At 59.4% G+C, this 14,452-nt stretch carries 11 protein-coding genes; 5 read left to right on the forward strand and 6 right to left on the reverse strand.

Features of this window, described 5'->3' with window-relative positions:
* Window positions 1-21: 21 nt before the first annotated feature.
* A complete protein-coding gene (locus tag F8N44_RS01855; RefSeq protein WP_150649078.1) occupies window positions 22-921 on the reverse strand; it encodes a homocysteine S-methyltransferase family protein in 900 nt (299 codons plus the stop codon).
* A gap of 113 nt (window positions 922-1,034) precedes the next feature.
* Here F8N44_RS01855 and F8N44_RS01860 point away from each other — a divergent pair, with 113 nt between their 5' ends.
* Together F8N44_RS01860 and F8N44_RS01865 are read left to right on the forward strand one after the other, a co-directional pair.
* On the forward strand, window positions 1,035-1,856 hold the full coding sequence (locus tag F8N44_RS01860) for an ABC transporter substrate-binding protein (RefSeq protein WP_150649079.1): 822 nt from the start codon (window positions 1,035-1,037) through the stop codon (window positions 1,854-1,856).
* Complete coding sequence (locus F8N44_RS01865) at window positions 1,853-2,689, forward strand: amino acid ABC transporter permease (protein WP_150649080.1); 837 nt, start codon at window positions 1,853-1,855, stop codon at window positions 2,687-2,689. Before F8N44_RS01860 ends, F8N44_RS01865 begins: the two co-directional genes overlap by 4 nt.
* Window positions 2,690-2,721: 32 nt before the next feature.
* Here F8N44_RS01865 and F8N44_RS01870 read toward each other — a convergent pair whose 3' ends face one another.
* Window positions 2,722-3,000: a helix-turn-helix domain-containing protein gene (locus F8N44_RS01870; RefSeq protein WP_127930287.1), complete on the reverse strand. Its 279-nt coding sequence runs from the start codon at window positions 2,998-3,000 to the stop codon at window positions 2,722-2,724.
* A 263-nt stretch (window positions 3,001-3,263) separates the two neighbouring features.
* Between F8N44_RS01870 and F8N44_RS01875 the strand changes: the two genes are divergently transcribed.
* Window positions 3,264-6,221, forward strand: coding sequence for an autotransporter domain-containing protein (locus F8N44_RS01875; RefSeq protein WP_150649081.1), 2,958 nt, complete (start codon window positions 3,264-3,266; stop codon window positions 6,219-6,221).
* Between the two features lie 199 nt (window positions 6,222-6,420).
* Entirely contained in the window at window positions 6,421-8,634 is a 2,214-nt protein-coding gene (locus F8N44_RS01880) for an autotransporter domain-containing protein (protein WP_150649082.1), read from the forward strand.
* A 196-nt stretch (window positions 8,635-8,830) separates the two neighbouring features.
* Here the strand turns inward: F8N44_RS01880 and oadA are convergent, their stop codons facing one another.
* Both oadA and F8N44_RS01890 read right to left on the reverse strand, forming a co-directional pair.
* On the reverse strand, window positions 8,831-10,639 hold the full coding sequence (oadA, locus tag F8N44_RS01885; protein WP_150649083.1) for a sodium-extruding oxaloacetate decarboxylase subunit alpha: 1,809 nt from the start codon (window positions 10,637-10,639) through the stop codon (window positions 8,831-8,833).
* 11 nt (window positions 10,640-10,650) lie between these two features.
* The gene (locus F8N44_RS01890) at window positions 10,651-12,066 is read right to left on the reverse strand and encodes an acetyl-CoA carboxylase biotin carboxylase subunit (protein WP_025112637.1); all 1,416 of its coding nucleotides are present in this window, start codon (window positions 12,064-12,066) and stop codon (window positions 10,651-10,653) included.
* Window positions 12,067-12,256: 190 nt separating this feature from the next.
* Between F8N44_RS01890 and F8N44_RS01895 the strand changes: the two genes are divergently transcribed.
* Entirely contained in the window at window positions 12,257-13,219 is a 963-nt protein-coding gene (locus F8N44_RS01895; protein WP_095119741.1) for a LysR family transcriptional regulator, read from the forward strand.
* Here F8N44_RS01895 and F8N44_RS01900 read toward each other — a convergent pair.
* Both F8N44_RS01900 and hexR read right to left on the reverse strand, forming a co-directional pair.
* Entirely contained in the window at window positions 13,161-13,364 is a 204-nt protein-coding gene (locus F8N44_RS01900) for a PA3496 family putative envelope integrity protein (RefSeq protein ID WP_077575111.1), read from the reverse strand. The genes F8N44_RS01895 and F8N44_RS01900 overlap by 59 nt on opposite strands.
* A gap of 161 nt (window positions 13,365-13,525) precedes the next feature.
* Window positions 13,526-14,392 (reverse strand): transcriptional regulator HexR, encoded by an 867-nt coding sequence (gene hexR, locus F8N44_RS01905; protein ID WP_008078846.1) that lies wholly within the window; start codon window positions 14,390-14,392, stop codon window positions 13,526-13,528.
* Between the last annotated feature and the right edge of the window lie 60 nt (window positions 14,393-14,452).

The following is a 14,452-nucleotide window of genomic DNA, read 5'->3' on the forward strand; positions in this document are numbered from 1 at the left end:
CTGCGATCTTTTGATCTGCGGTTACACCAGTTTCTGCGCAAGCACCGCGATGTGTTCCGGCCCGATCCCGCAGCAACCGCCCAAATGGCTGGCACCGCGCTGCTGCCAGTCAATCGCCCAATGCAAGTAACCCGGCGGATCCAGATCATCACGCAACGGATCGAGTCCGTCGTTGGCCGTAGCTTCCTTTGGCTGCGGCGGAAACGCATTGGCGTAAGCACCAATGTTTATCTTCACCCCCAAACGTTCGAAAGTTTCACGCGCCGCATCAATCGCGGCACCGATCACTTCTGGCTGACTGCAATTGAACAGCAACGTCTGCACGTCCAACTCAGCCGCCACCGCAGCCGCTTCGGCGACCGGCTCGCCAGAGCGCAAGCGCGGCACTTCATCGGTGTCTTCGTCCTTCAAGGTGAACGACAACCAGAACGGTTTGCCATCCTTCGGCAACCCCGCATGAATGGCGCGCGCCTCGGCGATCGAACTCTGGGTTTCCGCCAGCCACAGATCAACATGCGGTGCCAGGCCATTGACCAAGGGCGTCAGCAACTCAGTCACTCGGTCGGCGTTGAACAGATCCGGACGATAGGAGCCAAACAGCGGCGGCAATGAGCCAGCTACCCGCACGGATTTCCCCGAGACTTGCACCGCACGCCGCGCCAGCTCACCGGCCAACGCTGCCAGCGCCTGCCCTTCAGCGGCGAAACGCTCCTCACCAATATGGAACGGCACCACGGCATAACTGTTGGTGGTAATCACATTGGCGCCACTGGCGATATAAGCGGCATGTACCCCCTCGACCGCGTGCGGTGCCTCGCTCAACGCCAGCGCCGACCACTCCGGCTGGCGAAATGGCGCCCCGGCGCGCTGCAACTCACGGCCCATGCCGCCATCGAGAATAATCGTGCTGCCTGCGCCCATATGCTTTTCACTCATATGCTTATGAAAATAACTCACTATCAGAGTCGTTCTTATAACTATTTAATACGCACCATTCCGTTAAAAACAACCTCTTTTTTATCCAGGGATCGACTGTGAAATTTAATCCGCTACTGGCCCTGGGCCTGACCATTCTGGCCGCCTCCACTCAAGCCTTTGCTGGCGCCACGCTGGATCGTATCGAGCAGAAAAAAGAGCTGGTCGGTGTGCTGATGGAAAGCTATCCACCGTTCTCGTTTCTCAATGACCAGAACCAGCTTGATGGCTTCGATGTTGATGTCGCCAAGGCCGTGGCTGACAAGTTAGGCGTCAAGCTACGACTGGAAACGCCGTCCTGGGACGTCATTGCGGCCGGCCGCTGGAGCGGGCGCTACGATATTTGCATCTGCTCGATGACACCGAGCAAGGCCCGCGCCGAGGTGTTCGATTTCCCGGTCGAGTACTACGCTTCGCCGGCAGTGATCGTGGTCAACGCCAAGGATGAGCGGATCCACGACGCCAAGGATCTGAGTGGCAAAAAAGTCGGCCTCACCAGCGCCTCCAGTTACGAAAGCTATCTGAACAAGAACCTGGTCATTGAAGGCGCCGAAGACACCCAGTTGCAGTACCCGTTCGACGATGTGCAGATCGCGCCGTACGACACCGACAACGTCGCCTTCCAGGATTTGGGCCTGGGCGCCGGCGTGCGCCTGGATGCCATCCTCACCAACCTCGTCACCGCGCAGCCACGTCTGAACCAGGACAAACGCTTCAAACTGGCCGGCGCACCGCTGTACTCGGAGCCGAACTCGGTGGCCATCGAAAAGGGTGATGCGCAATGGGACGCCAAGGTGCGTGAAGTCTTCGCGCAACTGAAGCAGGACGGCACGCTGAGCAAGCTGTCGCAAAAATGGATCGGCGCTGACATCAGCCAATGACTTCTTTCCCCACACCGCCACAGCCACCGCAACCGGTGGCTGAATCACGCCTGCAACGGATGTTCGGTTTTCGTACGCGGCTGTACCTGACCTGGGCAGCGCTGTTCTGCCTGTTCGCCGGGTTCTTCCTGAGCTTCGACCTGAAATTCTCGATCATCCTCGACAAACTGCCCAACCTGATCGGTCTGCACCTGGCGCCCAACGGTTTTCTACAGGGTGCGGCGCTGACGCTTTTCCTCTGCGTGTGCTCGATTGTCGCCTCGTCCCTGCTGGGCTTCATCACCGCATTGGCACGCCTGTCGAAAAGCGCCGTGGCGTTCGGCATCGCCAGTTTTTACACCTCGTTCTTTCGTGGCACGCCACTGCTTATCCAGATCTTGCTGATCTATTTGGGCTTGCCGCAACTGGGCATCGTGCCCGGCGCCATCGTCGCCGGCATCATTGCCCTGTCGTTGAACTACGGCGCCTATCTCAGCGAAATCTTTCGCGCCGGTATCCTCGGTGTCGACCACGGCCAACGCGAAGCTTCGCTGGCACTGGGTATGCGCGAGACGGTGATTTTCTGGCGCATCACCCTGCCGCAAGCCATGCGCACGATCATCCCGCCCACGACGAACCAGTTCATCTCGATGCTCAAGGACTCGTCACTGATTTCGGTGATGGGCGTCTGGGAAGTGATGTTTCTCGCCCAGTCATACGGGCGCTCAAGCTATCGCTACATCGAAATGCTGACGACGGCGGCGATCATTTACTGGCTGATGTCGATTGGGCTGGAGTTGATTCAGGCGCGTATGGAGCGGCATTACGGCAAGGCTTACGTGCGGCGGAGCTAGAGCGATTGGCACATTGCGGGCTGCGTCGGGTTTTAATTGATTTCTCGGCGAAGCCGCACGACGCCCATTTTCATCCCGAACAATCGGAATATTGAGTCCAACGACCTTAACGTTTGATTACCCTCAGCGTGCTCTATGTGTATCAACGTGCGGACCGAAATTTTGCACATCTTAGCGAATTGGATTTGATGCAGCCCTGTCACCTCAACTCGTAAACGGCGGACGGCTTCGCTGATTTCCAATGTCCCGTCGGCCAACGCCTCTTGAATGCTTTCGATGAGCGCCATGCGTTCGAGAACTGTCATTACCATTTTCCTCTCCAATCTCCGAGCGCCGCATAAGGCTCAATAAACATTAATGGCGCGGGGATTCATTGATGTGAGTGCTTCGGCGTTTGAATCAAAACTTACTGCACCTAATGAGAGGAGCAGGCAAAAAAACTGCAACAAAATGCAGAAATTAATATATTTCAGCGCTGAAGATGCAAAACAATGCAGATCAGCCACCGACATCATTCTGTAAAAACCCTTCGCTATACAGGACGGCCCGCTTATAACAAGAAGGCCTTCCGACCATGCCGTTCCCGCCCCAGCGTCTGTCTCTCGCCATTGCCCTGTTGATCGCTGCTACATCTGCAAACGCTAAAACCGTGCAGATCGACACCGCCACCACGGCAGCACAAACGCTCGGTGGCAGCGACACGTTGACAATTTCGGCGCCGGGCAGCATCACCAACAGCGGCAAGGCCGTGAGCCTGAAAGACAGCACCAGCGGTGCCGGTGTGGTGATCGACAACGCCGGCAAAATCGTTTCCAGCGGTGGCCGGGCCATCGACAGCAGTGGCGATCTAACCCAGGCGCGCAACTACACGATCTACAACCGCAGTGGCGGTCAGATTCTCGGCGCCAACGACGCTTTGCGCATCGATAGTAACTTTGTCAGCGGCAGCCTGTTGATCGACAACAGCGGCATCATTCGTTCGACCACCGGCCAGGGGCTGGACCTCGATGCGCTGCGCAGTGACGGCGTGAAGACCATCATTATCAACCGCGCCGGCGGGCTGATTCACGGCGACGCCAGTGACGGCATGAAGACCGGCGCCAACGCGACCATTACCAACTACGGCGAGATTTCCACCGGCGATTCGCACAATGCCGACGAGAAATTCGACGGCATCGATATCGATTCCGCGAGCGGCGTCAGTGTGACCAACTACGGGGTGATTTCCGGTGGCCGGCACGGCATCACCACCGATCTTGGCGCGACGCTGATCAACTACGGGCAGATCACCGGCCGTAATGGTTCCGGCTTCGGTTCCGACGGCGATGGCACGGTGATTAACCACAGCACCATCACCGGGGCTTACTCAGGCTTGCAAGCGAACGGCGACGGCGACGGCGTGGACATCGACAAGATCGCCCACATCGAAAACTACGGGACCATTCAGGGCGTCGGTGCCGGCGGTGTGGACAAGGGTGGTTTCGCTAACGGCAGCGAAGGTATTGCCCTAGGTGGTGGCTACATTCTCAACGCCAACGGCGCGCTGATCAGCGGTGCCGACAGCGCCATTCTGGTCGACGATGGCAGCGGCGGCTCGGGACTGGCGGCGACCACGCTGGAGAACTTCGGCACCATTCAAGGCCTCAACGGTTTCGGCGTGAAGCTCGTCGGCGAGTTCGCCGACAACGTCATCAACGGCGGCACGATCAGTGGCAGCAATGGCTTGGCGCTGGATCTGGGTGGCGGCAACGACAGCCTGACCCTGCGCAACGGCAGTCGCTTTGTCGGCGTGGTCGACGGCGGCAGCGGTTATGACCGGATGGTGATGGATGACGCGGCCGGTGGCAGCTTCGGCGCCAGTCGCAACTTCGAATGGCTGGAGGTCAAGCAAGGCGCCTGGACGCTCACCGGCCATGATGATTTCAGCGACGGCGGCGCGGTGCGCAACGGCGCCACCCTGATCAACCAGGGCAGCATCGCCGGCAACCTGACCGTGGATGCCGGCGGTGTGTATGCCGGTGGCGGTTCGGTGGGCAGCCTCACCGTCAACGGCACATTGCGCACCGACACCCGCCTCGGTCGCGCAACCATCGTGCGCGATTTGAACATGGCCAGCACAGCCACCCTCGCCTACGGCGTCAACGCCGATGGCAGCAGCGCACCGGTACAGGTCGGCGGCATCGCCAATCTCAATGGCGCAACACTCGCGGTGAATCCCGGCAGCGGCACGTATCCATGGCAGAGCCATTACACCGTGCTGCAAGCGGCACAGGTCAACGGCACTTTCGGCACAGTCAGCAGCGACTACGCATTCTTGACGCCGACCCTCGCCTACACGCCTACCCAGGTTGACCTGACCTACACCCGCAATGACGTGGCGTTCAATGAGTTCGCCACGACCGGCAACGGCAGCAACGCCGCCAACAGCCTGGCCTCAATCGGTAAAAACAGCGCGCTGTACAACGCCTTGCTTAATACCAGCCAAAGCAGCGCTGGCGCGGCGATCGAGCAGTTGGCCGGTGCCAGCAACGCCGACCTGACCAGCGCCACCCTTGGCGCTAGCAGTCAGGTCGGCAGCAGCATGCTCTCGGCCATGCAGCAAATGGGCGGCAGCCCGGGATTGATGGTCGGTCTCGATCAGCGTGACACCCCCGTGCTGGCGGCCAATGGCGTGCCGTCCGAAGCACGCAATCTGAATGACCCGAACGCTCGCGGCCGGCTCTGGCTGCAAGGCATCGGCGGCTACGGCAAGCTCGATGGCGAACACGGCAGCAGTGGTCTGGAACAACGCACCAAGGGCAGCGTGCTGGGCGTCGACTGGTCGCTGAATCCAGCATGGCGCCTGGGCGTACTGGGCGGTTATTCGAAAACCGATCTGGACGCGACCGGCGTCGACGGTAACGTCGAGAGCTGGCACGCCGGCGTCTACGCGCTGCATCAAAACGGCCCGATCTCGCTGCGTCTGGGCGCGGCGTACAGCGGTCATCAGGGCGAAAGCAAACGCACTATCGCCTTCAACGGTTTCAGCGACCGTCCGAAAGGCGACTATGACGCCGACAGCCAGCAAGCCTTCGCCGAACTCGGCTACGCCATGGGCAGCGGCCGCCTCAGTGCCGAGCCGTTCGCCAGCCTCGGCTATCAGCGCTACCACCGCGACCGCTACCAGGAAAAAGGTGGCGCCGCCGCACTGCAAGTCGACAGCCAGACCCAGGACAACTTCAGCAGTACCTTCGGCCTGCGCCTGGCACACCTGAGCAGCCTGGACAACGGCATGAGCGTGACCCCGCGCATGGCCGTCGGCTGGAAACACACCTATGGCGACGTCAGCAGCTCGACGCGTCAGGCTTTCGTGACCGGCGGTACGGCGTTCAGTGTCGATGGCAGTTCGCTGGATCGCGACAGCCTGGTGCTGGAGGCAGGGCTGGACGTGGGGATTTCCGCGCGGCATACGCTGGGTGTGGGATACAGCGGTGAGATCGGCAGCAACAGCCGCAACCATGGCTTGATCGGCCAGTGGCAGATGAGTTTTTGAGGGTTGAACAGCCGGCGGGGTCTTGATTGGTTGTAGGAAAAGGGGGCGCTGCGGCCGAGTAAAAAACCTGGTTGCGGATCTCGCGGTCATTTTCTACAAAACGATGCGATGTCGCCTGCAAGCCTGCGGGAAGCAGCCGACATCGGATTTTTTGGGGCATCAATAGAGTTGGGTCTCCTGTTAAAAGAGACCTTACTCGATGCCCGCTCAACATATCTTCAAACCCAAACACCTGACACTGGCCATTTCGCTGGCGCTGGGTTGCGTAGAGCTTGCCAACGCTCAACACGCCTCTGAGGTCGCCGATTCACCAGCAGTAATGAATGCGCCGGAACTGTCCAAAACCGACCCTAAACAAAAGGCTGTTGAACGGCTTCAGGGTTTCCTCAACGACCCAAGTACAGTTCGTGTCCCTTTTGAGACCCCTCAAAAAGCTTTTAAAGGCACTGCCCAGAACAATCTGGTCATTCTCAGCGACGGCGCAAGCTTTACCGGCCAACTGGATGGTGGTAAGGGCGATAACGTGCTGTTTCTGGATGTCGCTGACGGCGGCACGCTGAAGAACACACGTAATTTCAATGGCCTATACCTTGCTCGGGGAGACTGGACGCTGAGTTCCAAGGGAGATTTCAAGGAAGGCGTGTTGGTGAACAGCGATGGGGAGCTGAGCAACCTCGGCACGATCAACGGTATGGCGATTACCAAAGGCAGGCTGTTCAACACAGGAAGCATCAAGGGGGATGTCTTTGTTGAACAGGGCGGCAGCTTTGCCGGTAAGGGTACGGTGGGAAGTCTGCACGTCGATGGCTTGCTCACCGTCAATGGTGCGCTAGGCAGCCCTCGCGTTAAAGGTGATTTGCGCCTTTTCCCAAACGCCGAACTGGCTTATGAGGTCACTCCCGGTGGCAGTCAAACGATCAAGGTTGATGGCACCGCCAGCCTGGAAAACGCCACCCTGAAAGTCGTTGCGACGCCGGGAGAGTATCCGCAAAGCAAACAGTACAAAATCATCGAAGCTGACAATGTAGAAGGTAGATTCGGCACGATTGTGAACGACCTGGCCTTCATGACAGCCACACCTCAATACAATAAAAAATCCGTCGGTCTGACTTACGCCCGTAACGGTGAGCCGCTTGCGAGCGTTGCCACGACAGGTAACGGTCGTTCGGTTGCCGACAGCATTGTCGAACCACAAGTGCCTGCGCCATCCGAAACGCCATTGACGGCGTCTGCACCAGTTCCAGTTCCAGTTCCAACTTCAGCGTCGACTCCCATTGCAGAGTCCGTCACAGCGCCAGTGCAGGACGAACCTCTTATTGCGCAAGTTAACAAGACCGCCGAACAGCCCGCACCTGCGCCACTAAGACCCGCAAACGCAGCAGTCGCCGCGCTTCTGACCAGCGACAAAACCACCGCACCGGTCGCCCTCGAACAACTCGCCGCTGGCAGCAATGCCAATCTCGCCAAAGCCACGCTGAGCAGCATCACTCCGGTGAGCGCGAGCATGCTCTCGGCCATGCAGCAACTGAATAGCCGTTACGGTTCTGCCTATGGTTCCGGCAACTCACCGCGTCAGGCCGCCGGTGGCGTCGATTCCGGCCGCGTGTGGATTCAGGCGCTGGGCCATGGCGGAAAGGTCGACCGCGACTTCGACAGCACCCTGAAACACGCGACCCAGGGTCTGGTCATGGGCGCCGACTGGCGGCTCGATGAGCAATGGCACGTCGGCCTGGTCGGCGGAAAATCGCAGACCAGACTCGACGCCCGCCAGTACGATGGCGACCTCGACAGCTGGCATCTCGGGGTCTACGCCGTGCGTCAGGATGGACCGTTGTCACTGCGTCTCGGGGCGACCTATGCCAGTCATGATGGCGACAGCAAACGTCGCGTGGCCTTTAACGGCTTCAGCGATCGTCTCAAGGGCAACTACGACGCCAACACTCAGCAAGCCTTTGCCGAACTGGCGGTCAATGTTGGCCGGCACAACGCGACGCTCGAACCGTTCGCCAGCCTCGGCTATCAGCGCTACCAGCGCGACAGCTACAGCGAAAAAGGTGGGGATGCGGCGCTGAAAGTCTTTGGGCAGACTCGCGACAACCTCAGCAGCACCTTCGGTCTGCGTGCGGCAAAGATCACTCGACTGGATAACGGCATGACGCTGACGCCGCGATTCAGTGCCGGCTGGAAACACACCTTTGGCGAGATTGAAAACGACACCCGCCAGCAATTGGTCAAGGGTGGCAAACGCTTCGAAATTGCCGGTGCCGCGCTGGATCGAAACAGTCTGTCCGTGGATGCAGGCCTTGATCTCGGACTGTCTGCCAATCACACAGTCGGTGTGGGTCTCACCGGTGAAATGGCCACTGACAGCCGGACTCACGGCGTGATGGGCCAATGGCGCATGGCGTTCTAACGGATTGAACATCGTCACTGTGGGAGCGAGCCTGCTCGCGAATGCGATCTGTCAGTTGAATAAATATCGGCTGACACTCCTCTTCGCGAGCAGGCTCGCTCCCACATAGGTCTCATGGGATGCAGACAAATTCCGCATAAAAAAAAGGGGAGCACATGCCCCCCGAGGTTTAAAGCGTTGGATCGCGGCCGTTATCTCAGCCTTCGATCTCGATCAGGATTTCCCCCGGATTGACCCGATCACCCTTGGCCACATGAATCGCGGTGACCTTGCCGGCAATCGCAGCCTGGACTTCGGTTTCCATCTTCATTGCTTCGGTGATCAGCACCGCCTGGCCGGCCTTGACGGTATCGCCTTCCTTGACCAGCACATCGACGATGTTGCCCGGCATGGTAGTGCTGACGTGGCCCGGCGCCGAGGCTTGCTTGCGCTTGCTGCTGCCACCGCTGACAAATTCATTGAGCGGCTCGAACACCACCTCTTCCGGCATGCCGTCGATGGACAGGTAGAAGTGACGCTTGCCTTCAGCCTTGACGCCAACACCGGTGATGTCGACGCGGTAGGTTTCGCCGTGAACGTCGATGACGAACTCGGTCGGCACGCCTTCGCCGCCTGCCGACGCAACGCTGCCAGCCTCTGGGATCGGCAACAGCACTTCCGGCGTCAGGGTGCCGGCGGCACGCTCTTCGAGGAATTTGCGGCCGATGTCCGGGAACATGGCGAAGGTCAGCACGTCTTCTTCCGACTTGGCCAGTGCGCCAATGTCGGCACGCAGCTTGGTCATTTCCGGCTTGAGCAGATCGGCCGGACGTACGTCGATGACCTCTTCGCTGCCAATGGCCTGACGGCGCAGTTTCTCGTTCACTACGCCCGGCGCCTTGCCGTAGCCGCCTTGCAGGTAGAGCTTCACTTCGTTGGTGATGGTCTTGTAGCGCTCGCCGGCCAGCACGTTGAAGAACGCCTGAGTGCCGACGATCTGCGAAGTCGGGGTCACCAGCGGCGGGAAGCCGAGGTCTTCACGTACACGCGGGATTTCCGCGAGCACTTCGCCCATGCGGTTCAGCGCGCCCTGCTCTTTCAACTGGTTGGCGAGGTTGGAGATCATCCCGCCCGGCACCTGGTTGACTTGCACGCGGGTGTCGACGGCGGTGAACTCGCTTTCGAACTGGTGGTACTTCTTACGGACGGCGTAGAAGTACAGGCCGATCTCTTGCAGCAGCTCGAGGTTCAGGCCGGTGTCATACTCGGTGCCTTTGAGCGCAGCAACCATCGACTCGGTGCCCGGGTGGCTGGTGCCCGACGCGAAGCTGGAGATCGCGGTGTCGATATGGTCGGCGCCGTTTTCGATCGCCTTGAGCTGGCACATGGTCGCCAGACCCGCCGTGTCGTGGGAGTGGATGAACACCGGCAGCGACTGCTCGGCCTTCAACGCACGAACCAGTTCACCGGTAGCGTACGGGGTCAGCAGACCGGCCATGTCCTTGATCGCCACCGAGTCGCAACCCATGGCTTCCATCTGCTTGGCCTGAGTGACGAACGCATCAATGGTGTGCACCGGGCTGGTGGTGTAAGCGATGGTGCCCTGGGCATGTTTGCCGGCAGCCTTCACCGCTTCGATGGCCACGCGCAGGTTACGCACGTCGTTCATCGCGTCGAAGATGCGGAAAACGTCGATGCCATTCACCGCAGCCTTGGCGACGAAGGCTTTGACCACGTCGTCGCTGTAGTGGCGGTAGCCGAGCAGGTTCTGCCCGCGCAGAAGCATTTGCAGGCGGGTGTTAGGCAGCGCCGCACGCAGTTGGCGCAGACGCTCCCACGGGTCTTCTTTCAGGAAGCGTACGCAGGCGTCGAACGTCGCACCGCCCCAGCACTCCAGCGACCAGTAGCCGACTTTGTCGAGCTTGTCGCAGATCGGCAGCATGTCTTCGGTGCGCATGCGGGTGGCGAGCAGCGATTGGTGAGCGTCGCGCAGGATGGTATCGGTGACAAAGATCTTCTTGGACATTGTTGTATTCCTCACAGGCCTGCGTGGGCGGCGATGGCGGCGGCGATGGCCAGGGCCAGCTCTTCGGGTTTGCGCTTGATCGAGTAGTTGGTCAGTTCAGGATGGCTTTCAACGAAGCTGGTATTGAACTGGCCGCTACGGAATTCCGGGTTGCGCAGGATTTCCTGGTAGTACGCGGCGGTGGTCTTCACCCCCTGCAGACGCATGTCGTCCAGCGCACGCAGGCCACGGTCCATTGCCTCTTCCCAAGTCAGTGCCCAGACCACCAGTTTCAGGCACATCGAGTCGTAGAACGGCGGAATGGTGTAGCCGGTGTAGATCGCTGTGTCGGTGCGCACGCCCGGACCGCCGGGGGCGTAGTAACGGGTGATCTTGCCGAAGCTCGGCAGAAAGTTGTTCTTCGGGTCTTCGGCGTTGATGCGGAACTGCAAGGCGAAACCACGGTGCTGGATGTCTTCCTGTTTCACCGACAACGGCAGGCCGGAAGCGATGCGAATCTGTTCGCGGACAATGTCGATCCCGGTGATCTCTTCGGTGATGGTGTGTTCCACCTGCACCCGGGTGTTCATCTCCATGAAGTACACCTCGCCCTCGGCGAGCAGGAACTCCACGGTACCGGCGTTCTCGTAACCCACAGCCTTGGCCGCACGCACCGACAGGTCGCCGATATAGGCGCGCTGTTCCGGAGTCAGTTGCGGGCTCGGGGCGATTTCGATGAGTTTCTGGTTGCGCCGCTGGATCGAGCAATCACGCTCGAACAGGTGCACGACATTGCCAAAGCTGTCGCCAAGGATCTGCGCCTCGATGTGCTTGGGATTGACGATGCATTTTTCCAGGAACACTTCGGCAGAACCGAACGCCTTGGTCGCTTCGGAAATCACCCGGGGGAAATTCTGTTCAAGTTCTTCGCGGCTGTTACAGCGACGGATGCCGCGACCGCCACCACCGGAGGTAGCTTTGAGCATGACCGGGTAACCGATGCGGTCCCCTTCAGCCAGCGCCTCTTCGATGTCGGCGACGTTGCCTTCGGTGCCCGGCGTCACCGGTACGCCCGCCTTGATCATGCTGCGGCGCGCTTCGGTCTTGTCGCCCATGCGGCGGATGACTTCTGCCGACGGACCGATGAATTTGATACCGCGCTCAGCACAGATGTCCGCCAGCTCGGCATTTTCCGAAAGGAAACCGTAACCGGGGTGCAGTGCATCGCAACCGGTTTCAACCGCCAGGTTCACCAGTTTGCGCGGGTTGAGATAACCGGCCAGTGGCTCGGCACCGATGCTATGGGCCTCGTCCGCACGCTTCACATGCAACGCATGACGGTCGGCGTCGGAAAAAATCGCAACCGAGCGAATGCCCATTTCGGCGCAGGCTCGCACGATTCGTACGGCAATCTCACCACGGTTGGCGATCAGGATCTTTGTTATCACTTGGAGGTTCCCTTGAGCCGGTGGCACCACGACCTGCTAGACCCAGGTCGACGCGTGACCAAATGTTTCAATTTAGTCGCAGGTCCACACTAGCGCTCATGAGGGATTAACAAAAATGAATAAAAATTGGGTCAGGCATAAGCAAAGACTTATAGTTGAAATATCAGCCCGCCGTAAGAGCCTATAAGAAATGCGTAAGTCCTTGATGCGTATGACATTGCGTCAGTTGCAGATCTTCAACGAAGTGTGTGATTTACGCTCTTACAGTCGCGCAGCCGAGGAAATGTCCCTCACTCAACCGGCCGTCAGCCTACAGATTCGTCAGCTCGAAGAGCTGATCGGGCAGCCACTATTCGATTATGTCGGCAAAAAACTCTACATGACCGAGGCTGCCGAAGCACTCCAGCGCGCCAGCCGGGACATCTTCGGGCGCTTGGAAAACCTCGATATGCAACTGTCGGACATGCAGGGTTCGCTGCAAGGTCAGCTGAAACTGGCCGTCGAATCGAGCGCCAAATACTTCGTCCCGCACCTTTTCGCCGCGTTCAAGCGCCAGCACCCGGAAGTGAATCTGCAACTGACCGTGGTCAACCGTGGCCAAGTGATCCGCAGGCTTTCGGATAACCGCGATGATCTGGTGATCATGTCGATGGTGCCGCAGGACATGGGCCTTGAGTTTTTGCCGTTCCTCAACAACCCGATTGTTGCCGTGGCGCGCCCGGATCATCCATTGGCGCACATGGGGCCGCTACGCCTGCAAGATCTTGAACCTTACACGCTGTTGATCCGCGAACCCGGCTCAGGGACGCGGTTGGCGTGCGAGGAATATTTCAAAGAGAAACGCGTGCACTTCACTCAGACTCAGGAAGTGGCCTCGGCCGAAGCTCAGCGTGAATGTGTTCAGGCGGGTCTGGGCCTGGCGCTGTTGACGCGCCACGCCCTGAACCTGGAGCTGGCGACCGGCGGGCTCGTCGAGCTGCCGGTCGAGGAACTGCCGCTGTTCCGTAGCTGGTGCCTGGTGCAAGCGAAAGCCAAACGCTTGTCACCGGTGGCACACGCCTTCCTGGCGTTTATCCGCAGCGAACGTGTGCAGATCAGCGCGCTGGTTGAGCGCTTCGACGGGAAGCTGCGGGTGCCGCCTGCCAGTGAGTGATGTCGGGAAAGTCGCCGATTTCGGCCTGAAGCTGACGGAGTTCGAAGCGATCTTCGATGGCGCGGCGAAACTCCATGCGGCGCTGGTCTTCCTGCTGACGACGGGTTTTCGCGGCGCTGTTGCGTTCTTCGTAGGGCTGAGCCATTTCGATTCTCCCAAGGCGAGTACGGGAGTTTCAAGATAGGCGGGAGGGATGACGGTTTGATGAAAGTAACCGTCGTAAAGCAAAAGATCGCAGCCTTCGGCAGCTCCTACAGGGATCGCATTCCACGTGTAGGAGCTGCCGAAGGCTGCGATCTTTTGATCTTAATCATCCAAGGCTTTGGCGGCTTTTGGGGACAAACGCAAGCTACGCAAACTGCGCTTCACGCTCTTGAGGTGATTGACCAGGCTCGGCCCGCGCGCCATGGCCACGCCCATCGCCAGCACATCAATCACCACCAGATGCGCAATACGCGAAGTCAACGGCGTATAGATCTCCGTGTCCTCATGCACATCGATCGCCAGATTAACCGTCGACAGTTCCGCCAACGGCGTCTGGCTCGGGCACAGGGTAATCAGTGAAGCGCCGCTCTCACGCACCAGATTGGCGGTGATCAGCAAATCCTTGGAGCGCCCGGACTGCGAAATACAGATCGCCACATCGGTCGGTTTCAACGTCACCGCCGACATCGCCTGCATGTGCGGATCGGAATACGCCGCCGCCGTCAGCAGCAAACGAAAGAACTTGTGCTGCGCATCCGCCGCCACCGCGCCCGAGGCACCGAAACCGTAGAACTCGACGCGCTGCGCCTGCGACATCAACGTCACTGCACGCTGCAACTCGATAGGGTCGAGCTTCTCGCGAACCTCCATCAAGGTGTGCAACGTGGTGTCGAAAATCTTCAGGCTGTAATCGGCAACCGAATCGTCTTCATGGATCGCGAACTGACCGAAGCTGGCACCGGCGGCCAGGCTTTGCGCCAGTTTGAGTTTGAGATCCTGAAAACCGGAACAACCGATGGCGCGACAGAAGCGCACGATGGTCGGCTCGCTGATGCCGACGCTGTGAGCCAGGTCGGCCATGGAACTGTGCATCACCGCCGCAGGGTCAAGCAGCACGTGGTCGGCGACCTTGAGCTCCGACTTGCGTAACAGGTGACGTGACTGGGCGATGTGTTGCAGCAGATTCAAGGGGCTGGACTCTTCTTATGGGCAAGGATGTAGCACGCTTGTAGTTATACTACATGAATT

Source organism: Pseudomonas fluorescens (assembly GCF_902497745.1).
GTDB classification, from domain to species: Bacteria; Pseudomonadota; Gammaproteobacteria; order Pseudomonadales; family Pseudomonadaceae; genus Aquipseudomonas; species Aquipseudomonas fluorescens_BM.